General features: G+C 71.6%; 13 protein-coding genes. 7 read left to right on the top strand and 6 right to left on the bottom strand.

The window, feature by feature from the left end:
* Positions 1-69: 69 nt before the first annotated feature.
* Together ABT112_RS21530 and ABT112_RS21525 are read right to left on the bottom strand one after the other, a co-directional pair.
* Positions 70-1,206 (bottom strand): FAD-binding oxidoreductase, encoded by a 1,137-nt coding sequence (locus ABT112_RS21530; protein ID WP_351511911.1) that lies wholly within the window; start codon positions 1,204-1,206, stop codon positions 70-72.
* Positions 1,207-1,231: 25 nt separating this feature from the next.
* The gene (locus ABT112_RS21525) at positions 1,232-2,713 is read right to left on the bottom strand and encodes a phytoene desaturase family protein (RefSeq protein WP_351511909.1); all 1,482 of its coding nucleotides are present in this window, start codon (positions 2,711-2,713) and stop codon (positions 1,232-1,234) included.
* A 283-nt stretch (positions 2,714-2,996) separates the two neighbouring features.
* Here ABT112_RS21525 and ABT112_RS21520 point away from each other — a divergent pair, with 283 nt between their 5' ends.
* Positions 2,997-3,566, top strand: coding sequence for a PadR family transcriptional regulator (locus tag ABT112_RS21520; protein ID WP_351511907.1), 570 nt, complete (start codon positions 2,997-2,999; stop codon positions 3,564-3,566).
* Between the two features lie 125 nt (positions 3,567-3,691).
* Here the strand turns inward: ABT112_RS21520 and ABT112_RS21515 are convergent, their stop codons facing one another.
* Positions 3,692-4,417, bottom strand: a complete 726-nt coding sequence (locus tag ABT112_RS21515; protein WP_351511905.1) for a dienelactone hydrolase family protein — start codon at positions 4,415-4,417, stop codon at positions 3,692-3,694.
* Between the two features lie 208 nt (positions 4,418-4,625).
* Between ABT112_RS21515 and ABT112_RS21510 the strand changes: the two genes are divergently transcribed.
* The 3 genes from ABT112_RS21510 to ABT112_RS21500 are packed head-to-tail and all read left to right on the top strand — an operon-like array spanning position 4,626 to position 6,626.
* The gene (locus ABT112_RS21510) at positions 4,626-5,201 is read left to right on the top strand and encodes a hypothetical protein (RefSeq protein WP_351511904.1); all 576 of its coding nucleotides are present in this window, start codon (positions 4,626-4,628) and stop codon (positions 5,199-5,201) included.
* Between the two features lie 37 nt (positions 5,202-5,238).
* Complete coding sequence (locus ABT112_RS21505; protein WP_351511902.1) at positions 5,239-5,964, top strand: ATP-binding protein; 726 nt, start codon at positions 5,239-5,241, stop codon at positions 5,962-5,964.
* Positions 5,961-6,626 (top strand): response regulator, encoded by a 666-nt coding sequence (locus tag ABT112_RS21500; RefSeq protein ID WP_351511900.1) that lies wholly within the window; start codon positions 5,961-5,963, stop codon positions 6,624-6,626. The genes ABT112_RS21505 and ABT112_RS21500 overlap by 4 nt, the downstream gene beginning before the upstream one ends.
* A gap of 104 nt (positions 6,627-6,730) precedes the next feature.
* Here ABT112_RS21500 and ABT112_RS21495 read toward each other — a convergent pair whose 3' ends face one another.
* The 3 genes from ABT112_RS21495 to ABT112_RS21485 all read right to left on the bottom strand — a co-directional run bounded on the left by ABT112_RS21495 (position 6,731) and on the right by ABT112_RS21485 (position 19,136).
* Entirely contained in the window at positions 6,731-9,049 is a 2,319-nt protein-coding gene (locus ABT112_RS21495) for an ATP-binding protein (protein WP_351511898.1), read from the bottom strand.
* Between the two features lie 376 nt (positions 9,050-9,425).
* A complete protein-coding gene (locus tag ABT112_RS21490) occupies positions 9,426-10,385 on the bottom strand; it encodes a ricin-type beta-trefoil lectin domain protein (RefSeq protein ID WP_351511896.1) in 960 nt (319 codons plus the stop codon).
* Positions 10,386-10,640: 255 nt separating this feature from the next.
* A complete protein-coding gene (locus ABT112_RS21485; protein ID WP_351511894.1) occupies positions 10,641-19,136 on the bottom strand; it encodes a type I polyketide synthase in 8,496 nt (2,831 codons plus the stop codon).
* 369 nt (positions 19,137-19,505) lie between these two features.
* Here ABT112_RS21485 and ABT112_RS21480 point away from each other — a divergent pair, with 369 nt between their 5' ends.
* From ABT112_RS21480 to ABT112_RS21470, 3 genes are all read left to right on the top strand, one after another.
* Positions 19,506-21,092, top strand: coding sequence for a class I adenylate-forming enzyme family protein (locus ABT112_RS21480; RefSeq protein WP_351511893.1), 1,587 nt, complete (start codon positions 19,506-19,508; stop codon positions 21,090-21,092).
* 220 nt (positions 21,093-21,312) lie between these two features.
* The gene (locus ABT112_RS21475; protein ID WP_351511891.1) at positions 21,313-22,143 is read left to right on the top strand and encodes an MOSC domain-containing protein; all 831 of its coding nucleotides are present in this window, start codon (positions 21,313-21,315) and stop codon (positions 22,141-22,143) included.
* 158 nt (positions 22,144-22,301) lie between these two features.
* Positions 22,302-22,667: a hypothetical protein gene (locus ABT112_RS21470; protein ID WP_351511889.1), complete on the top strand. Its 366-nt coding sequence runs from the start codon at positions 22,302-22,304 to the stop codon at positions 22,665-22,667.
* Positions 22,668-22,933 lie beyond the last annotated feature (266 nt).

Raw genomic sequence — 22,933 nt, 5'->3', positions numbered from 1 at the left:
CCGATCCGGTCCCGCCGGCACCCTGCCGACCGGCGGGACCGCGCCCCGCGATGCGACCGCCGTACCGGATCAGATGTCGAGGTCGAGGTCGGTGACCGGGTAGGCGACGCAGGAGTGGGTGTAGCCGAACCGCTGGTCGGACATGCGCAGTTGGGCTTCCTCGGCGGTGTGAACGGTGCCCCGGAGGACGCGGACGCGGCACAGGCCGCACTCGCCGGAGCGGCAGGCCGCTTCCGGGCGGACGCCCTGGTCCTCCAGCGCGTCCAGCAGGGGCCGCCCGCGGCGGGTGCGGAACGACGTGCCGCCGGCGGTGACGGTGACCTCGGAGTCGGGGTCCGCGCCGGCCGGCCAGTGGGCCTGGCGGGTGGGGTCGGCGGGAGCGCCGTTGGCCTCGAAGCGGATCCGGCGGCGGGGGTGGCCGAGCTCTTCCAGCTGCCGCAGCGCGTACGGGTACAGGGCCTGCGGGCCGCAGACGTAGACCATGCGGCCGTCGAGCGGACCGGCGAGGGTCTTGATCAGCGTGGCGGTGAGCAGGCCGGTGGATCCGGCCCACCCGTGTCCGGGCTCGGCCATGACGTGGTGGACGCGGATGTTCGGGTGGTCGGCGGCGATGGCGTCGAGTTCCTTGTGGAAGATCACGTCATCCGGTGTGCGAGAGCCGTAGATCAGGTGGAAGCGGCGGTCCAGCCCGTGGTCGACGATGTCGCGGATCATGCTCATGGCCGGTACGACGCCGGAGCCGCCGGCGAGGAACACGAGGTCGTCGCCGTGGAAGAGCGGGTTGTGGTGGAAGGTGCCCATCGGCCCGGTCGTGGTGAGCGTGTCGCCCACGGAGAGGGTGTCGACGAGGTGGTTGCTGATCCGCCCGCCGGGTACCCGGCGCACCGTCAGGTCCCAGTGGCCGGGGCTCGCCGGGCTGGAGGACAGGGCGTACGGGCGGTTGGTGTTGCCGGCGAACACGCCCACGTACTGCCCGGCCAGGAACGGCGGCAGGTCCGCTCCGTCGGGACGGCGCAGCCGGAAGGTGGCCGAGCTGACGGTCTCGGTGATGGCTTCGGAGACGGTGAGGGTCAGCCGTCGGGGATGGTATGACGCGACCGTGCGCCATGTCTCGGCAGCGTGGTCGGCGGTGTCCGCGGGGCGGCTGTCGATGTCGGCCTGGACGTCGGTGCAGCCCTCGAAGAGCGGGGCGAGGCGGTGGGGCACGGGGACTCCCTGTCGGATCGTGCGGTCAGGCGGCCTGGTGGCGCAGCAGGCCGCGGGCGACCCGGTGACCGGATTGCAGCGACGGCTGGAAGCCGCCCATTCCGGCCCACGAACCGGCCAGGTGCAGGCCAGGGACATGGGTCTCGCGTTCGCTGTTGCGGAAGAGCCAGTTCTCGGTGCGGTCCTGGTCGTAGCCGTATATCGCGCCGCCGGGATGCCCGAGGTAGCGGGACAGGGTCATCGGGGTGGCGACGTCGACCTCCTCGATGGCGTCGCGGATGCCGGGGGTGATCACCTCGACGCGGTCCAGCAGCGTCCCGGCGTAGGCGAATTTGGTACGGGCGTACTCGCCGGGCGGGACCTTCTTCCAGGCGTCCGCGTACTGGAGTGTCATCAGGCTGATGTGGGTGGCGCCGGAGGGGGCGAAGCCGATCGGGGCGATGTCGTAGGAGGAGACGCAGATCCCGCGGGCCGGCTCCAGGGTGTGCCAGGAGGCTTGCGTGCGGTCGTCGTCCAGGTCGGCGTTGACGAAGGTGGTGCTGGTGGTGAAGCCGAGCTCGGCGGGTGTGGCGTCCAGCCCCATGTGCAGGATGAAGCCCGACACACCGATGCGGCGGGTGGCGAGATCGTCCCGTACGGCCGTGGGAACGGCGTCGCCGAGCATGGCGTACGTCACCGGTATCGAGGCGTTGGAGATGACGTCCCGCGCGGAGATCTCCTGGCCGTCGTCGAGCCGCACACCGACGGCGCGTCCCCGCTCGGTCAGGATCGCCTCGACCGCCGTGTTGAAGCGGACCTCGCCGCCCGCCGTGAGGAACGAGTCGAGAAACGCGCTGGACATGGCCTGCGAGCCGCCCCTGATGTGCCAGGGCTTGAACTCGAAGTAGGCGAACAGCATCAGCGCCAGGTCCTGGAAGGCGACTCGGGAGGGCGGCTGTCCGAGGTAGGGCCAGTAGGCGGCGAGGGCCGACTTGAGCCGGGGGTCGTCGAAGTGGTCGTCCAGCACCTCGCTGTACGGCCGCAGCCCCTGGCGGAAGTAGCCGGGGTCGATCCGCTCGGCCGGCAGGCCGCGCATGGCGGCGATCTGCCAGATCGTGGTCTCCTTCAGGAGCTGGAAGAACCGCTCGACGCGCTCGCGGTTGCCCGGGAAGGCATCGCTCAGCACGTCCACGGCGGCCGTCCAGTCCGCGGGCAGCGTCACGTCGTACGCGCCGGGCACCACGGCCCGGTAGAGGTCGTGCTCCTGGACGAAGTCGAGGCGGTCGGTGACGCCCAGGTCCTCGAACAGGCCCCGCAGGGAGAACTCCTGGCCCTCCAAGCCGACCCCCGAGAGCTGGTGCAGGGCCACCTCCATCTCGTAGCGGCCGCGCCGGAAGGACGTGGCGCAGCCGCCGGGGATGTTGTGGCGCTCCACCAGCAGCGTGCGCAGTCCCGCGCGCTGGAGGGTGGTGGCGGCGGTCAGGCCGGCGTTGCCGGCCCCGATGACCACGGCGTCGACGTCACTCATGGCCGGCCGCCTCTCGCGCGATCCCGTCGGACTCCGCGCCCGTCGGACTCCGCGCCCATCGCCCCGGCCCGTGCCTTCTTCGCGGCCGAGAGCGGGCGGACCCTCACCAGGAAGTCGTCGATCCCGCCGTCGCCCGCCTCTCCGGCCGTGCGGAAGGGGTGCACAAAGATCACCTCGCATACCCAACGAGTTGAATAGGTGCATCGTAGATTAGGGGCGCGGATGCGCCCCGTCCAGACCTAGTCATGTTTTTTACTAATCAACCAATGCTAGGTTTGGCGGTATGGCTCTACGTAACGCGGTGATGGCCGCCCTCCTGGAGGGCGAGGCATCCGGATACGACCTCGCGAAGGGCTTCGACGCCTCGGTCGCCAACTTCTGGATGGCCACCCCCCAGCAGCTCTACCGGGAACTGGAGCGCATGGAGGCCGACGGGCTCATCGCGGCCCGCGTCGTGGAACAGGAGCGCCGCCCCAACAAGCGGCTGTTCTCCCTGACCGAGGCCGGACTCGAGGCGGTGCGGGCCTACACCGCCGAACCCTCCAAGCCGACGGCCATCAGGGACGAGCTGATGGTCAAGGTTCAGTGTGTCGACGCAGGCGACATCGGGGCCGTGCGATCCATGATCGCCGAACGCACCGAGCGGTCCACGGCCAAGCTGGCCCGCTACGAGCGTCTGCGGAAGCGCCTGCTGGACGGCCGTACCGAGGAGGAGTTCTTCGCGACCGCCGAGCGCATCGGCCCCTACCTCACCTTGCTGCGGGGCATGGCCCTGGAACAGGACAACCTCCGGTGGGGCGCGCTCGCCCTGACGCGGCTGGAACAGCGCGCTTCGACCTCCACCGAGGGGTGAGACCGGCCTGCTGCGCAGGCGAGCCCAGGCGGTGAGCGGCGCCGACGACGCGGCGCGAAGTCATCCACCGCCAGGACCGCGGTCGGGCAGCGGGAGGCGCAGCAGGCGCCGCAGCGCGGTCCGGATCACTCCGTCACCGGTAGGCACTCGGACAGCAGGTCGACGACGTCGCGCCAGGCCCGCTGCGCGTGCCGCTGGTGATAGCCGACTCCGGAGACCACGGCATGGTCGACCGGTGGGTGATGGAAGGCGTGCAGGGCTCCGCCGTAGACCGTGAGACGCCAGTCGACGCCCGCTGCCTGCATCTCGGTGGTGAACGCCTCCCGTTGCGCGGGCGGCATGATGGGATCTTCGGAGCCGACCCCGGCCCACACCGGGCAGCGAATGCGCGCCGCTTCCCCCGGTCGGCCCGTGGTCAGGGCGTTGACCGTCCCGATCGCACGCAGGCCGACGCCGTCCCGTCCGAGTTCCAGCGCGATGGCGCCGCCGGTGCCGTAGCCGACGGCGGCGATCCGGTCGGGGTCGGTCCGCGGTTCGGCACGCACCACGTCGAGGGCCGCGTGGCCGATGCCCCGCATGCGGTCGGGGTCGGCGAGCAACGGCATGCAACGGGCCAGCATCTCCTCGGGATCGCTCACATAGCGTCCGCCGTGGAGGTCGAAGGCCAGCGCCATGTATCCCAGCTCGGCCAGGGCGTCGGCTCGGCGGCGCTCGACGTCGCTGAGCCCCATCCCCTCGGGCCCGATCAGGACCGCGGGCCGGCGCCCGGCACCGGCCGGGAGCGCGAGGTGTCCGATCATCGTCAGGTTGTCGGCCGGGTATTGGACCGTACGAGTGGTGACCGTCGTCATGCGACGGGACTGTAGTGACCGTCGAGCCCGCTCGGGCCGGTGTCTGCCGACGGCAGACACCGGCCTGTCCCGGCTGCACCACCCGGGGGTAGGTGGTTCCTTGGTTTGCTTCCAGGCCCGTCAGTCTCTTCTCGCTCCTCCGGGGGAGGGAGGAGATGGGTCACGTCGGCGATGCCCCGGGGGAGTCGCCGCGGCGAGGATCCTGGCCATGACCAAAGCCATCGTCTTCACCAGTGCCCCACTCCTCGTCACCGTCTACGCGGGTCTGCGCGTGCTGGACGGCCTGGATGGCGAGCGGGGTCCGGGTCCGGCCTGGACGGCCGGTCACCTCGCGTTCCTGGCCGCGTTGATCCTCTTCGTGCCGGTGTTCCTGGAGCTGCGCCGGCTGGCGGGCCGCGGCCTGTTCGCCACGGCCATGGCCGTCGTCGGTCTTGCCGGTGCTGTCTGCTCCATGGCCCAGATCTCCGTCGACCTCGTCGTCGGCGTGCTCGCCGCGGACCATGAGGCCATGCGGGACATGTTCGCCGATGTCCAGAGCGTCCCCGGGGTGAACCTCTTCGTCTACACCGTGGGACCCGTGCTGCTCCACCTCGGACTGCTCGTCATGTTCTGCCAACTCGCGTCGGCCGGTGCCGTTCCCGAATGGCGGGCGGTGGCGGTGCTGATGGCCGTGCTGGTCTCCCTCCTGGGACTGGACGCGCTGCCGGCCGTGGGCCTGTTGCTGTGTGCCGGACTCGCGCCGTCGCCCCGTAGCGGCACCTCTCCTGCCACTGCGACCGACTGAGGACCGTCGAACACCTCTCGTGGAAGAATTCATCGTTATGCCCGCGCCGTCCCAATCCCCTTTGCCGCGCCGCCTGGTGGGTGCGCCGTGGTCGGAGGGTGCGCTCGCCGTCGTCACTGCCGTCGCGCAGCTGGCGCCCCTGCTGTTCGTACACAGCGACAGCGGACGCCCCTGGCACTGGTGGGGGTACCTCGCAGCGGTCGGGGCATCGCTTCCCCTGGCGGTGCGACGGCGCGCGCCGGCGCCGGTCCTGCTGGTCTGCGCCACGTTCTCCAGCCTCTACGACCTCGCCGCCCCGCTCGCTCCGCAGCCGCTCTGGTACGGAGTCCTCATCGCGTTGCACGGGATGGCGTCCGTCTCCCCACCCCGGGTGCGGATACCGGTGCTCCTGGCGATCTGCGCGGCCGGCCTCGCCTCGATCGGCTCGCTGGACACCGCGACGCGCGGCGTCGTCCTGTGCGGTGCCGCGGCGTACAGGATCGTGCAGGAGGCGCTGAACAACGTCGTCAAGCACGCCGGCGCGGCCCGCGTCGAGGTGCGGCTGTGCTGGCGCGACGACGGGCTGGACATCCGTGTCGTCGACGACGGCCGCGGCGCGGGCAAGGACCTTCCGTCCGGCGGGAACGGTCTGACCGGCCTCCGCGAGCGGGCCGCCGCCTGCGGCGGGACCGCGACGGCGGGCCCCCGGGAGGACCGTCTCCCGGGGTTCGAAGTGCGGGCGCGGCTGCCCCTGGCCGCCCCGGGAGTGGGGGTGGTGGCGTGACGATCCGCGTGGTGGTGGCCGACGACCAGGAGCTGGTACGCGCCGGATTCGCGATGATCCTGGCAGCGCAGCCCGGCATCGAGGTCGTCGCGGAGAGCGGGGACGGGTTCGAGGCGGTCGGCGCCGCCCGCGCACACCGCCCCGACGTTGTCCTGCTCGACATCCGGATGCCGGGGATGGACGGTATCGAGGCGGCGCGGATCATCTGCGGCGAAACGGACTGCCGGGTGATCATGCTGACCACCTGGGGGCAGGACGACTACCTCTTCGACGCCCTGTGCGCGGGCGCGAGCGGCTTCCTGCTCAAGGACGTACGGCGGGACGATCTCGTGCACGCGGTCCGTGTGGTCGCGGCGGGCGACTCGCTGCTCGCCCCCTCCGTCACCCGCACCCTGATCGCCGCCTTCACCTCGGGCGCCGCCGTGGCTCCGCCGCGGAGCGCACGCCTGGACGTCCTCACCGCCCGCGAGCGCGAGACGATGCAGCTGCTCGGCGCAGGCCTGTCCAACGCGGAGATCGCCACGGCGCTGGTGGTGAGCGAGCACACCGTGAAAACGCATGTCAGCAACGTGCTCACCAAGCTGGGACTCCGCGACCGGGTCCAGGCCGTGATCGCTGCCTACGAGACCGGACTGGTGGTCCCCGGGCGCCTCACGAACTGAACCGCGGCGGCGCCCTGGTCGGTCAGCCGGTTCGAGGCGCTCGGTCGGTCCGGCGAAGGCCGGGAACAAGCCGAGGCGTCGTGGAACGGAGTGCCGGTGCGCAGCTACCGTGCCGGCTCCTGCTGGACGGCCCAGGTGGCGATCTGCGTGCGACAGGTGAAGTGCAGCTTGGCGAGAACGCGCCAGACGTGCCCCTCGACCGTCCGCGGGGACAGCACCAGCTCGGCGGCGATCTGCTTGTCGCTGAGCCCCTCGGCGAGCAGGGCGACCACCTCACGTTCCCTCCGGGTCAAGGCGGAGAGCTCGGGGGCACCGCCCGGCTCGCTTGCGGACGGCGGCTCACCGCGTCCCCTCCCACAGGCGACCGCCCGGTCGACGCCGAGCCCCCTGCCCTCCTCGACCACTGCCGCGTAGCGCTCGTCACCGAGAGCGCGCCGCAGGATCTCCTCGCACTCGGCGTGGTGGCGCAGCAGACGCCCGGCCCCCGGCACTGCGGTACCCAGCAGGCGCCAGGCGTTCTGGGCCGCGCCGAACAGTCTGGCGGCCTGTACATGGCGTCCGACCGTCGCCTCGGCCCAGGCCAGTACTTCCAGGCACTGGGCGACGGCAAAGACGTGGTGCGCGGGCTGCTCGATGCGCAGCCCTTCACGTAGCAGGGCGATCGAGCCCTCGGCGTCGCCGGACAGCCATCGCTGGAGTCCCAGGACCCACAGCGCGAACGGGCGGGACCAGCGCGCGTCATGAGCGTCGCAGAGGGCCAGACACTCTTCACCCAGCACTGAGGTGCGGGGATCCCCGGACAGGCAGCAGGAAAGGGCCAGCAGGAACAGGTCGGTCCACTCCGCATTGCGGTCGCCGCACGCACGGTGGCGGTCGAGCGCCAGCTCCAGATGCTCGATGGCCTGGAGATAGTCGTCGTCGAAGAGCGCCACCAGGCCGGCGAACTGCACGGACTGGGCCATGGCGTCGGGATCGTCCAACTCCGCGGCCAGTGCCTGGCATTCGGCCAGCCGGCTCCGCCCGAAGGCGGTCTCGCCGCGCAGGCAGGCCATCCAGCCGTCCACCCACAGGGCCTTCGCCCTGGCAGGCGTGGGACCTGACCGTGCCAGCGCACGTCCCAGCCAGTGACGCTGCTCCTCCAGGCCACCGACGCCGAGGCGATGCCGCCACAAGGAGGCGATCAATCGGAGCCCGGCCTCCTCCTCCCCCGGCGTGCTCAGACAGAACTCCAGCGCGGTGCGGATGTTCGCATCCTCCCGGCGGAGCCGGACGAACCACTGCGTCTGGCGGGGGCTGAGCCATTCGGCTTCCGCGCGGGCGGCCAACTGCTGGTAGTGATCACGCAGACGGCGCCGAACGGGCTCCTCGGCACCGTGATCGCGCAGGTGGGCACGGCCGTACTCACGGATCGTGTCCAGCATGCGGTAGCGCGGGCCGTCCCGGTGCTCCTCGTGGGTCAGCACCGACTTGTCCACCAGCCCGGCGAGCTGGTCGAGGGTGCCTCGGGGGTCACACTCCGGCCCCGAGCAGACCGCCTGGGCGGCTTCCAGGTCGAATGCGCCGGTGAAGACCGACAGGGACATCCATGCGCGCTGTTCGGGGGGTGTGCACAGGTTGAAGCTCCAGTCGATGGCGCCGCGCAGGGTCTGCTGGCGCGGTGGAGCGGCGCGGCTACCGCGGGTCAGCAGGCCGAACCGGTCGTCGAGACGTTCCAGGATCTCTTCGGGCGACAGGAACCGGAGCCACACCGCGGCCAACTCGATGGCCAGGGGGATGCCGTCCAGCCGGTGGCAGATCCCGGCGACCGCCTCACAGTTCTCCGCACGGAGTGTGAACCCGGGCAACACCGCCGAGGCCCGGTCCACGAACAGCCGCACCGCCTCATGGCCGGCCAGGGCGTGCAGTCGCGGGGGAGACGTGGGGTCCGGAAGGGGCAGCGGCGCCACGGACAACAGCTGCTCACCGTCCACCCCCAGTGCCTGCCGACTCGTGGCCAGCACCCGCAGGCCGGGCGACGCCGCCAGCAACGAGCGTGTCAGCGCCGCGCAGGAGTCGAGCAGATGCTCGCAGTTGTCCAGCACCAGCAGGAGCTGCTGGTCCGCGAGCTGTTCCGTCAGCACCGGGACCGGCGGGCGGACGGAGTCGTGATCAAGCCTCAGCGCGGTCAGGACCGTCTGTGCCAGCAGGGCTCCTTCCCTCAGCGGAGCCAGGTCCACCAGCCACACACCGTCGGAGAAGGTCCGGCCCATGTCGGAAGCGCTCCGAAGGGCCAGGCGCGTCTTACCGAGTCCGCCGGCACCCGTCAGCGTCAGCAGTCTGGCTCCGGTGAGCAGTCGCTGCACCTCGCGCAGCTCGCCCCGGCGTCCGACGAAGCTCGTCACCTCCGCCGGAAGATTGCCCTCCCGCACGCCTGATCGCGCCATGCTTCAAGCCCTTTGCTCTGGGGGGAGGGACCACCGCCGGCGGTGGTCCCTCCCCCCAGGTCTCGCGGTGCCATCGGGCCCGCCCGGATACCCGCCGGATGGTGAGGCGGAAGCCAACCGCGGAGAACGAAGGAGACCGTGCACGCTCACTACTCATGACGGATTCGCACGACTCACGGGCCGCCCGAGTCGGCCAGGACAGAATGCCGCTGGTCGAACAATTTGGCAAGATGTCCGGCGGCCTTTCCTGTCCGCCGCACAGGCGTTGATCTCCGTACACCACGCCGTTTGCGGCGGTCCATTCCCCGGCCCGAAAGCGGCTACACCATGGGGCCCGGTCCCATCGCGACTCCGGGATCTCCAGGGAGCGCCTTGCTCAGGAGAACACCATGCGGAGGACCATGGGGATCACCTGGCCGACGATCGCGCCCACCGAATCGGTCGTGATGCGCTCAGGATTGACACCGGTACAGCCGGTCTGGCCATCCTTCATCTTTGAAGACGCCTGGTTGCTGCTGTTCGGGTCGAAGTTCGAACCTGAGTGACACGTCGAACCCGTCAGGTTGTACGACCCGTCGATGTGATCGCCTCCGAAGGTCCAGTTGGCCGTCAGCTGGTCGTTGGCGCTGCCGGCGTAGGCGCCGCTGTCTCCGTCCCAGAAAGCGTAATTTCCCAGGTACCAGCCGGTGTACCTGCGCAGTTCAACGTTCCCGTAGATCTTTCCTGCCGGGAGGGTTTCGGTCCGGCACTGACCGGCAGGAAACGATCCGATGACTCTGCGATCGCTGGTCTCGTTGGCGCTGTTGGGGTCGGACTGGACGCGGTACTCGATGACCGCCCTGGCTGCGAATCCCCCTTGGTTGCAGATGGAGATCTTGTTCTCACCCAAGCTGATCGCAGCCTGCCTGCTCAGCTTCAGGTCCACTGGAATGTCGGAGACGCCCCGGAAGTTGTCCACCGAGTCACTGTCGCAGTCGGTGACCGCAAGCGAGAGCTTGCTCATGCACTTGTTGTCGCCGACGTGGCGGAGGTACCTTCCATCACCGTCCTTGTTGGGCTGCATATTCCAGCGGGTTCCACTGTCACAGGATGAGTCGGTGGTGTTACCGCTGGAATCGACGTCGAGACACTGCCCCTCCCTCTCCAGGCGGAAGGTCCCGCTGTCACTGTCGGGGACTGCCGTGTAGGTCCCTCTTGGAAGGGCGAGGGTCCTGTTGTCTTCGGCATGAGCGTTCGTTGCGGGCAAAAGCACCAGGAGTCCGCAGGCTCCCAGGGAAGCCAGGAGGCCAGTGGCAGTGCGCAGCCCTGACCTTTGCTGCAGTAGGCGAATGGTCACGCTTCTCGCTCCTTCTTGGCAGCGCCGCTCGCGGCAAGAGATGGCCGGTGCCGTTTCTTCTGCGGCATTGCGCGATGAGACCGTTTCCGGAACCTGTTCGGTCGGTGCGGTCGATGACGTGGCTGAGTCTCCGCCTGACCATCGGCACCCGGTAGCGTAGAACTACGCAGTTCGAGCTCATCATGGGTTCCGCGGGGCGAGGGGACGGCGACACCGTCCGCGCCGTGACCTCCCGGCTCCGCCGCGACGGGTGCGTCAGCGGTCGTGAGCGGGTTCACCGCCGTCGGCGGGAGACGGCCGGGGAGCCGGCTGCCGTCCGGCCTCCCCGTCGTGGCCCTGGGGCTCGTCTCCGGAGGTGTCCTCTCGGAGGTGCTCGGAGAGCCAGGTGTGAAGGGCGAGGGCGGTCGTGCGGGAATGGTCCTCCAGGACGGTGAAGTGGTCGCCGGGCACGGTGATCTCGGAGTGCGGCAGGCTCCATGGATCGGCTGCCTCGATGCCGGGCAGACGGTCTCCGGCCCGGACGAAGAGGGTGGGGGCCGTCAGGGCGGTCGGCTTCCAGCCGGCGTAGAGCTCCAGGTAGCCGGCCATCGCGGTGAGCCGGTCGGTCTCGGCCGAGGCGAACTGCGCGGAGTTCTCCAGCATGCCCGCAGTCATCGCCGAGAGCGCGGGACCGTCGTCACCGCGGCCGCCGGGGCCGCTCTCCTCGCCGGGATAGGTGTCGATCAGGACGACGGCGGACGGCATCAGGCCCGCGCCCTCGAGCTCCTCGGCGACCGCGTGGGCCACCCATCCGCCGGCCGAGCGCCCCAGCAGGACGAACGGCTCGTCACCCGCACACGCGCGTACGGCGGCGGCCTGCGCCGCCACGAAGGCGTCCAGCGTGGCGGGCAGCAGTTCCCGCGGGAGGAAGCCCGGGTTCGGCAGGACCGACACCGGACGCCGGTCCTGGAGGGCCGGTCCGAAACGCGAGTACTCGTGCGGCCCTGACAGTGCGCTGAGGGCGGGGAAGCAGATCAGGCGGGTCCCGGAGCCCCCGGTCGCCAGGGTGACGGCCGAGGGGGGTGAACCGAGGAGCGCGGCGTCCTCGAACACCTCACGGAGACGTGCCGCGATCGTCAGGAGAGCCATCCCGTCCCACGCCTTGCCGCGGGCGCACGCCGTACGGAAGAGCGCGGACAAGGAGTCGGCGTCCGTGCCCTTCGGGGCCGAAGCGCTGTCGGCCGCACCGCCCCGACACCCGGGAGCGGTCAACGGGCCGGGAGATGCAGGAGCGTTCCGGGACCAGAGCTCCGCCAAGTGGGCAGCGACCCCGCGCGCCGTCGGGTAGTCGAACAGGAGCGTGGCCGGCAAGGTCAGCCCGGTCAGCGCCGCGAGCCGGTTGCGCAATTCGACCGCGGCCAGTGAGTCGAGGCCCAGCTCGGCCAGCGCGCGGTCCGCGTCGACCGCGGAATCCCCCGAGCCGTGGCCGAGCGCCAGGGCGGCTTCCGCCCGGACCTGCGAGAGGAGCAGAACACCGCGTTCGCCCGCGGGCGTGGCGGCCAGCCGTCGGCGCAGCGCGTCCTCGCCGTCGGCGAGGGGCCCGGTGAGCGACGCGGAGGCCCTCCGTACGGGCCCTCGGCCCGGTACGCGGGAGAGCGGTGCCCCGGGTTCCCGGGATGCCCCGGCTGCCGCCGGGTCGAGACGAGCGGCCACCAGGACGGCGTCCGGTCCTTCGACGGCGGCGTCGAAGAGCGTAAGGCCCTCCTCGGTCCGCAGCGGGAGGAAACCGGAACGGGCCATCCGGCGCAGGTCCGCGCCCCGGAGCCCGGCCGTCATCCCACCGTTCTGCTCCCACGGCCCCCAGGCGAGCGAGGTGCCGGGCAGCCCGAGCGCCCTGCGGTGCCGTGCCAGCGCGTCCAGGAACGCGTTCGCCGCCGCGTAGTTGCCCTGGCCACCGGAGCCGAACACCCCGGCCACCGACGAGAACAGGGCGAACACCGCCAGGTCGCTGCTCCGGGTCAAGTCGTGCAGGGCGAGGCCCGCGTCCACCTTCGGGCGCAGCACGCGGTCCAGCCGCTCCCGGGTGAGGGACGGGACCACGCCGTCGTCCAGGACCCCCGCGGTGTGCACCACGCCGGTCAGTGGGTGTGCTTCCGGCACGCTCGCGAGCAGCGCGGCAAGCGCCGTGCGGTCGGCGACGTCGCAGGCCGCCACCGTGACCTCCGCGCCCAGTGCGGTGAGTTCCGCGCACAGTTCGGCGGTACCGGGCGCGTCGGCTCCGCGCCGTCCCACGAGCAGCAGGTGACGTACCCCGTGCTCGACCACGAGGTGACGGGCGAACGCCATGCCCAGGGAGCCGGAGCCACCGGTGACCAGGACGGTGCCGTCCGGGTGCAGCCGGCGCGGTGCACCATCGGCCGTTGCCGTTGCCGTTGCCGTTGCTGCTGTCGCTGCCGCTGCCGCTGGGGATGCGCGGACGAGTCTCGGTACGTACGCGACGCCGTGGCGTACCGCCGTCTGCGGCTCGGGGCTCGTCAGGGCCCGGGCCAAGGCCCCTGCGGACTCGGGATGGTCGTCGATGTCGATCAGCGAGAAGCGGCCCGGGTTCTCGGTCTGCGCGGAGCGGAGCAGCCCCCACACCGGGGCCTGGACGAGAGCGGCATCGCCGGTGCCGATCGTTTCGTCCGGATCGGCTCCGGTGGTGACGGCGCCCGAGGTGAGGACGACGAGACGGGAGTGGGCGAGCCGTTCCTCGGCGAGCCAGTCCTGGACGAGCCGCAGTGCCCAGCCGGCCGCACGGTGTGCGGCCGAGGCGCGGTCCGGCCCGTCCTCCCCGGTGAGCGGAGGACAGGCGATCACGACGGCCGGTGCGTCCGCTGCCGCGGCGGCCGGATCCGGGTGGAGCATCGTCCGGATGCCCGACTGCCCGAGCGTGCCGCTCAGTTGCGGGCCCGGCTCGCCGAGGAGCCCGCACTCAGACGGCTCCGTCGGCATCGGGGCGGAGGAATCCGAGGAATCCGGCAGAGGTGTCCACTCCAGGCGGAACAGACTGTCCCGGTGCGCGCGTACGCCGCTCAACTGCTCGGGGGAGAGCGGCCGCAGGGCGAGCGAGCGCACCGTGGCCACGAGGGCTCCGGTCCCGTCGGTCAGCTCCAGCCGGGCCGTGTTCCCCTCCGTCCGGGACACCCGCACCCGCAGCGCGCGGGCGCCCGACCGGTACAGCCGCACACCGCTCCAGGCGAACGGGAGCGACAACACCGCCCCGGTTCCGCCGCCGCCGTCGCCCTCCGGAGCGGCCTGATCCAGTGTCAGGGTGTGCAGCGCCGCGTCCAGCAGCGCCGGATGCACCGTGAACAGGTGGGCGTCGACGTGTTCCCCCTCCGGGAGTTCGACCTCGGCGAGGAGGTCGTCACCCAGGCGCCAGGCGGCCCGCAGGCCCTGGAAGGCCGGTCCGTAACGCAGCCCGCCGTGCGCGAGTTCCTCGTAGAGGCCGGTACCCGCCTCGCTGCCGAGCGGCAGCGGTACGGCGCCGGCCGGAGGCCATGGGGACGGCACGTCCGCGGACGTCCGCAGTTCTGTAACGCCGAAGTCCGCAGGGGACAGGGCTCCGGAGGCGTGGCGGGTCCACGGGCGGTCGTCGTATCCGGGGGCGTGCGTCCGTGCGTGGAAGACCACCGCCCAGCGCCCGTCCGCATCCGCTCGCGCCACCTTCACCTGGAGCTCGACCGTCTCGTCGAGGGACAGCACCAGCGGTGCCGTCAGCGTCAGTTCCTCCAGTACACAGGCGCCCACCCGGTCTCCGGCGTGGATCGCCATGTCGACGAAGGCCGTCGCCGGCAGGAGCACCGTGTCCAGCACCGCGTGGTCGGCGAGCCAGGGCTGGTCACGCAGGGACAGCAGGCCGCTCAGCAGCAGGCCGTCGTCGTACGCCGTCGCGGTCACCGTGCGCAGGAAGGGGTGGGTCGCGGTGTCGGGCTCCGCCGCGGATCCCGCCGGGTCGGCCTCCAGCCAGTACCGCTCACGCTGGAACGCGTAGGTGGGCAGCGCCGTGTGCCGTGCGCCGCGCCCGGCGAAGACCGCGTGCCAGTCCACGTCCACACCGTGGGCGTGGAGTGCGGACACCGTGGCGAGTAGTGCCCCGGCCTCCGGCCGTCGGCCGCGCAGCGTCGGGACGACCAGAGGCGCCGGGCCGTCCGTACCGCCACTGGACGTCCCCGTCGCCGTGTGCGCCGTGTCCGCCGTGGCCGTCGGGCGGTGGCCGGAGAGGCAGTCGCGTGCCAGGCCCGCGAGCACACCGTCCGGGCCGAGCTCCACGAAGTGCGTGACCCCCTGCTCCGACAGGTACCGCACCGAGTCGGCGAAGCGGACCGGTCGGCGCACATGGTCCACCCAGTACCGGGGCGAGCAGATCTCCTCGGTGGTCGCGGGCCGGTCCGCCACCGCGGTGACGAGGGGACGTGTCGGCGGCGAGTAGCTGATCCCCTGCGCGACCCGGGCGAAGGCGTCGAGCATGGGTTCCATGTGCGCCGAGTGGAAGGCGTGGCTCACGCGTAGACGAGTGGTCTCGCGTCCTTGTTCGCGCCAGTGCGCGATGGCCTCCAGCACTGCGGATTCGTCCCCGGAGACGACCACGGAGCGGCCGTTCACGGCTGCGATGTCCACCCCGCGCGCACCGCCCGCTCCGCCTGCCAGGTACGCGGTGACCTCGCTCTCGTCGGCCTGTACCGAGGCCATCGCCCCACCGGTGGGCAGGGCGTCCATCAGACGGCCCCGTGCCGCGACCAAGGTGCAGGCGTCCGCGAGGGACAGCACCCCGGCGACGTGCGCCGCCGCCAGTTCGCCGACCGAGTGCCCCGCCACCCTGTCGGGGCGTACGCCCCAGGACTCGAGCAGCCGGAAGAGGGAGACCTCCAGAGCGAAGAGTGCGGGCTGTGCGAAGCGCGTCGTGTGCAGGAGCCCGCCCGCTCGCGAGCCCCCGACACCCTCGACATCCCCGACCCCCTCGGAGCTCCCCGTGCCGCCCTCGCCGGCGCCGGCGTTCCCGTCGTTCTCCGCGGCGAACACCACGTCCCGAAGCGGCTCCGGCAGCAGCGGGTCCATCAGTGCGCAGATCTCGTCGAAGGAACGGGCGTAGACGGGATGGGCCTCGTACAGTTCCCGGCCCATGCCGGCCCGCTGGCTGCCCTGCCCGGTGAACAGGAAGGCGACCTGGCCCGCCGGGCGGGGGCCGCTCGCGCTCAGGCCCGGCCGTCCGCGGCCGGCGGCCACCGCGTCGAGCGAGGCGAGCAGTTCTTCCTGGTCACCGGCCACGACCACCGCGCGATGCTCGAAGTGGGCGCGGGTCGTGGCCAGGGAGAAGCCGAGGTCCAGCAGGTCTGCTCCGGGGCGTTCGGCCACGTGGGTGTGGAGTCGCCGAGCCTGCGCCCGCAGCGCCGGGGCGCTCCTCGCCGACACCGGGAACGGCACGGCCGCCCCCGGGGCCGCGGCCACTTGAGCGGCCGGCACCCGAGCGGCCGTGGATCCGCGGTCCGGGCGGCCCGGTGCATCCGGCTCCTCCGCGGGCGCCTGCTCGATCACCACATGCGCGTTGGTCCCGCTGATCCCGAAGGACGACACCCCCGCTCGCCGGGGCTGTCCGGTCCGGGGCCAGGGCACCGAACGGGTGAGCAGCGACACCGCACCCGACGACCAGTCCACGCCGGGGTTCGGCTGCTCGGCGTGCAGCGTACGCGGCAGGACGCCGTGTGCCATCGCCTGGACCATCTTCATCACAGCGGCCATGCCGGCCGCCGCCTGCGTATGCCCGATGTTCGACTTGACCGAGCCCAGCCACAGCGGATGTTCACGCCGTCCGGCCTGCCCGTACGCCTCCAGGAACGCCTCCGCCTCGATGACGTCGCCGAGCCGGGTGCCCGTGCCGTGCGCTTCCACCGCGTCGATGTCCGCGGGGCCCAGCCGGGCGTCCGCCAGAGCCTGACGGATCACCCGTTGCTGCGCCGGACCGTGCGGCGCGGTCAGGCCGTTGCTCGCGCCGTCCTGGTTCACCGCGGAACCGCGCACCACGGCCAGGATCCGGTAGCCGGCCCGCCGGGCCTCCGACAGCCGGGTCACGAGCAGCATGCCGGCGCCCTCGGCCCACCCGGTGCCGTCCGCCGCCGCCCCGAACGCCTTGCAGCGGCCGTCGGGGGCGAGCGCGCGCTGCCTGCTGAACTCGACGAAGGAGTGGGGTGCCGACATCACCGTGGCGCCTCCGGCGAGCGCCAGCGTGCACTCGCCCCTGCGCAGAGCCTGGACTGCCAGGTGCAGGGCCACCAGGGACGACGAGCACGCCGTGTCCACGGTGACCGCCGGCCCCTCCAGGCCCAGGGTGTAGGCGATACGGCCGGAGGCGACACTGCCCGCGTTACCGATGCCGAGGTAGCCCTCCACCCGTTCCGGCGTGCGGGCGATACGGCCGGCGTAGTCGCTGTACATGAGTCCGGCGTACACACCCGTGGGGGTGGCGCGCACCGTGCCGGGATCGATCCCCGCGTGTTCGAAGGCCTCCCAGGCGACTTCGAGCAGCAACCGGTGCTGCGGATCCATGGCCAGGGCCTCGCGGGGCGAGATCCCGAAGAAGGCCGGGTCGAAGCGGTCGACACCGGACAGGAAGCCTCCCGCGCGGACGTAGGTACGGCCTGCCCGCCCGGGGTCCGGGTCGTACAGCCCGTCCACGTCCCACCCCCGGTCGGTGGGGAAGGGGGTGATGGCGTCGGTCCCGTCCTCGATCAGCCGCCACAGGTCCTCGGGGTTCCGCACGCCGCCGGGGAAACGGCACGCCATGCCGACGATGACCACGGGGTCCTCGTCCGTACCGGCGTCTTCCGGACGGCTGGGCGTGGCCGTCGCACGCCCACCGGTGAGCCGCGCCCGGAGATGTGCGGCGAGCTCGGCCGCGGTGGGGAAGTCGAAGGGCGCGGCCTCGGACAGCGGGAGGCCGGTCGCCGTCGACAAGCGGTTGCACAGCACCGTCGACGTCAACGAGTCCAGCCCCAGGTCACGGAACGCGGTGCTCTGCTCCACCTCGTCCACGGCGCAGCCGAGCACGGCGGCGACCTCGGCCCGCACCAGAGCCGTCAGGTCCGCCGCCTCCGTCTCCGCCACAGTCGCTGTCTCCGCCACCGTCTCCGCCTCCGTCGGCGTGGGGGCGCCGGCCGGCAGCGGGCGCGCGGACACCTCCGCGAGCGCGTACCGCCTGACCTTGCCCGAGGCGGTGCGCGGGATCGCGTCCACCTCGTAGAGGGCGGCCGGCACCTTGAACGGCGAGAGGCGTTCCCGGCAGGCGGCGAGAATCTCTCGCCTGTCGAGGGCACCGGCGTTCGCCGGGACCAGGTAGGCGGCCGGGACCTCACCGAGCACGTCGTCCGGGAGGCCGGCCACGGCGGCGTCCCGGACGCCCGGCAGGGCCAACAGCACCGCCTCCACCTCGGAGGGATGGATGTTCTTCCCGGCCCGGATGATCAGCTCGCTGACCCGGCCCGTGAGGGTGAGTTCACCGTCGGCGCCGATCCGGGCCAGGTCACCGGTGCGGTACCACCCGTCGCGCAGGACCTCGGCGGTGTCGTCGGGCCGCTGGTGGTACCCGGCCATGACACCGGGCCCGGAGACCCACAACTCGCCCTCGCCCGAGGCCGGGGCGCCGCTGCCGTCGCCGATACGCGCCCGCATACCCGGCAGTACACGGCCGCAGGAGCGGTCTACCCGGGCGGCGCCCGGTGCCGTCATGGCGACCGGCCCCGCCTCGGTGCTCCCGTAGTGATCGAGGAACGGAACCCGGCAGACCTCCTCGAAGGCCCGCTGGAACGCGGGAGGGGCGGCCGCGCCCCCGCTGACGCAGCCCCGCAGCGCGGGTGCCCGCAGCCCGTCGTCCCCCACAGCGTCGACGAGCTTGGCGTACGTCGCCGGTACCCCTGCCAGCAGGGTGAACGGGTCTTCGGTCCGGCGCAGCTCACCCAGCACGTCCGTCACGGAGAACCGCGGCAGGAGCATGGCGGACGCTCCCGTCGCGGTCACCCCGAGGACGCAGAGGAGTTGCCCCATGGCGTGGTGGAGGGGCAGGGGCCAGAGCAGGCGGTCGTCCGCCGACAGGCCGAGGACGGCGACGAAACCGGACGCCACCGAGGACAGCCGGTTGCGCTGGGTGGACAGCACCCCCTTGGGCAGGCCGGTCGACCCGGAGGTGTAGAGGAGCCAGGCCACCTCGTCGAGCCCGAGATCGTCCGGAGCCGGCGCGGGCGGTTCGGTGGCGGCCAGGGGCGCGTAGCGGAACATGCCCGCTTCGTCGGCCGAGTCGCCACTCGCCTCCGCCGCCGGGTATCCGTCTCGCGTCCCGGCATCCTCGACGAGCACCACGCCGAGCCGGGGGCGATCCGGCAGCAACGGCCGTAACCGTTCCAGGGAGGACCGGTCGGTGAACACGAACCGGGCCCCGCTGTCGTCCAGCAGGTGTGCCAACTCGGCGGTGGTGCTCCGCGGGTCCATCGGCACACCGACCGCGCCCGCCCTGAGGACGGCGAGGACGCTCTCGACGGCCTCCACCCGGTTGCCCAGGAGGACCGCCGCGCGTTCCCCGTGCCGCAGACCGAGGCCGACGAGATGTCCCGCCAGTCGGCCGGTCCGCAGCTCCAGCTCCCCATACGTCACACGGGAACGGTCGTCCTGGAAGGCGGTCTTGGTGCCGAGGCGCCGCGCGTGCTCCCGGAGCAGATCCGGCAGCGGACGGAGGGCGGTCATGTGCACTGTCACCAGGATGAACGCTTCCTCTGAATACGGGAGTTGGCGTCCTCACGATAGGCGACCGGTGCGCCGGACCAGAGGAAGGGTGCCGGGCGGGACGTGCAACGGAGCGGACAGCCCTGCGAGTTGCCGAGTCCGGAAGGTCGGAACCACTCACGAGGTGTTCCCCATCGGCCCTCTCCCGCCGGAAGGTGGCGCTCAACTGGCCTGCGAATACGGGAGTTTCGTCAAGGAGTGAGCATGGGGCATGGTACTCCGCCCGCTGATGGCCGAAGCTGGCCCCCGTGCGGACACGGCGTCTGAGCAGCGTGTTTGGATGTGTTGGTGATTGTTAACGCACAGGAAACATCCGAGCCTCGGACGTATGTGGACCACATTCTCGAGCACTGGCACGAGGACGAGGACGCCGAGGCGCTCGTCCAAGGCGCGCAGCGGCTGACGCGGGGGGAGGCTCGGCGGCGGCTGTTCAGGTTGGGGCACGCCCTGCGCGGGCAGGGGCTCGCGCCCGGCGACGGAGTGGGGCTGTTCCTGGCCAACCGCGTGGACTCCGTCCTGGTGCAGCTCGCCGTCCATCTCATCGGCTGCCGCGTCGTGTTCCTGCCGCCCGAGCCGGGGCCCGGCGAGCTCGCCGCGCTGGTCGAGCAGTCCCGGGCGCGCGTCGTGGTCACCGACCCGCTCTTCGCGCAACGGGCCGCCGACGCGGCCGGCCGCAGCGTCCACGCCCCCGTACTGCTCAGCCTCGGGCCCTGTGAGCTGCCGTGCACGGACCTGCTGACGCTGGCGGCCGAGTGCCCGGCCGTGCGCCCCGACGGCGTGCCCGCCCCCGGAGCGGACGAAGCCGTCACCGTGCTCTACACCGGCGGAACCCTGGGCCGCCCCAAGCTCGCCGCGCACAGCCACCGGCTCTACGACGCGCTGGTGGACCTGGTCGAGGACGACCCGCAGAACTCCGGCTCCGCATTCTTCCCGGCCATGAACGAGGGCACGGACAGGGTGCTCGCCGCCACGCTGCTCACGCACGGCAGCGGCCACCTCACCTCGCTCCAGGCCCTGGTGACGGGGTCCGCACTCGTCGTGCTCCCCGAGTTCGAAGCGGGCGCGGCCCTGAGGGTGCTGCGCGAGGAGCGGATCACCGCCACCATGTTCGTCCCGCCCATGCTGTACGCGGTGCTCGACCACCCGGAGTGCGAGCCGGGCGCCCTGCCCGCGCTGCGGCGGGTCGTCGTCGGCGGCGCGGCCACGTCGCCCAGCCGGCTGCAGCAGGCGGTCGAGATGTTCGGGCCCGTGCTCAGCCAGGGTTACGGGCAGTCGGAGGCGCTCGGTATCACCGCGTTCGGTGCGGACGACCTCGCCTCGGAGGCAGCCCGGCGCCCCGAGCTCTGGCGCAGCTGCGGTCGCGCGATTTCCGACGTCGAGATCGAGATCCGTGGTGAGGACAGCACGGCGGCACTGCCGGTCCGGCAGGTCGGCGAGGTGTGCGTGCGTGGCGAGACGGTGATGCTCGGCTACTACGAGGACCCGGAGCGCACCGCGGCGGCGCTGCACGACGGCTGGCTGCGCACCGGGGACATGGGCTATCTCGACCCCGAGGGCTACCTCTATCTCGTCGACCGGGCCAAGGACATCATCGTCACCGGCCGCACCAGCGACAACGTCTACTCCCGGGTCCTGGAGGACTTCCTCCTCACGCTGCCCGGTGTGCGCAACGCGGCGGCGCTGGGCGTGCCGGACGAGGAGTACGGGGAGGCCGTGCAGATCTTCCTGGCCACGGCCGGGGGCGGCGCGGACGTCGACCCGGAGGCGGTCGGCGCGGCGGTGACCGCCGAGTTGGGAGAGTTGTACACGCCCGCGAGGACGGTGCTGCTGGACCAGCTGCCGACGACCAAGGTCGGCAAGGTGGACAAGAAGGCGCTGCGCGCCGCGTGGACGAGCGGGTCCCAGGACGCGCCGTAGGCTCTCGGACCTCGCAGGCCCTGCCCCTGCGACTGCCGGACCGGCGCGGCTCCGCCCACCGGACGGGGGTGCCGTAGGGGTGGGGCCGTGGGCCGGGGCAGCCGAGCCGGCCCCGAGCCGGCGGCCGCCCTCGCCCTCTACGCGGGCCGGAGTGCACGGCTCACCCGGTCGCTGTGGATCACCCGTCATGCCCCCGGCGGGGTGCTCATAAGGTGTCCGCATGCCCACAGTGACCGAACTGATCACCTACCCCGTCAAAGGGTGCGCCGGGGTTCCGCTGACGGAGGCCGGTCTCACTCCGGCAGGCCTCCCGCACGATCGCAGCTTCCTGGTCGTCAACGATCGGGGGGTGTTCCGCACCCAGCGCACCGATCCGCTGCTGGCGGTGATCCACCCCGACATCAGCTCCGACGGCACTCAACTCACCTTACGCAAAGAGGGAGGTGGAGCTGTGCACATCGAGGTGGACACCACCTCGCCGCGGAGGGGCATCGACCTCTTCGGGGAGCAATTCCGTGGCATCGACCAAGGAGAGGCGGCTGCCGACTGGCTGTCCGGGACGCTCGGTACGGATTGCCGGCTGGTGCGTGTACCACCGGAGCACGACCGGGTGGCCGACGGCCTCATTCCGGGCACCTCGGGCTACGCCGACAGCAGCCCGCTGCACATCCTTTCCCTGGCCACCTTCGACGACCTCAATGAACGGCTGACAGCGGCGGGAAAGCAGCCCCTTCCGATGACCCGGTTCCGGCCGAACATCGTGCTGGACGGGTGGCACGAGCCGCACACCGAGGACCGGGTGCTCCGGGCCGAAGTGGGCGACGCCGAGCTGGGGTTCGCCAAGCTCGCTCTCCGCTGCGCCGTCACCATGGTCGACCAGGAAGCCGGCATCAAGGCCGGACCGGAGCCGCTGCGGACCTTCGCCTCCTACCGGCGGGTGCCCGGGGGAGGTGTGGCTTTCGGCTCGAAATTCTCCGTGATGCGGACCGGGAAACTGGCGGTGGGAGACGAATTCACCGTCACTGCATGGATGAGGGACGAGGTCGGCTGAAATGCGAGGAATGGGCGACGGTCAATCACTGGACCTTCACAGGTCGGGTGGAGGTCGGTCGGCGAGGTGAATTCATTGGCCCCGCCGACCTGGTGCACCTAGCATGGAAGGGAAAGTGCACCTGCACGACTGCAACACAACGGGGAGTTGATTTCTGCATGTTCAGGGGAAAAGCGAAGGTCTTCGGGGCGCTGGTGTCCGGCGCTGCTCTGACGATGGCCCTCGCGTCTCCGGCCAGTGCCAACGGGTTCATCGCGACGGAGAAGTGGCTCAACTTCAAGGCCGGCGCGGGCGAGGCGATCTTCTTCAGTGACGGGGAGACCGTCCAGCTCGTCGACCGCTTCGCGGACGGCCGGGGAGTCACCGCGTACGTCGGTGGCCGCTCCATCACGAACAGGACCGGCGGTTCCACCAGCCACAATCTGTCCTTCCCCGAGGGGAAGACGATTGCCTTCAACGTCTGCCTCATCGACGGTGACGACATCGAGGACGGGACCTGCGCCTACTCGAAGGTCCGCACCTGACGGCACGCGTCGACACTCGTGCCCAGCAGGTTCGGGCGAGTGCAACGTCCCGTGCCGGGGACTCACTGCAGGCGGGCCGCTGACTGGGATGACAGCCGCTGAGGCCGTCATCGAAGCCTTACGCGGCACACCTTCCGGCATGACCCATGGATACAGGGCCCGCCCCCGGCCGCTTGGGTTCTAGTGGTCGTCGCAACACCCCAGTTCAGGGGATGCGATGGACTTCCAGATCCGGAAGGTGCGGAGCCCTCAGGGGGCGAAGAAGC

It is taken from the genome of Streptomyces sp. NPDC002055, from assembly GCF_040296705.1.
Classification (GTDB): Bacteria; Actinomycetota; Actinomycetes; order Streptomycetales; family Streptomycetaceae; genus Streptomyces.
Note: the sequence above shows the minus strand (reverse complement) of the source record. Positions and strands in the feature narration are given on the sequence as shown.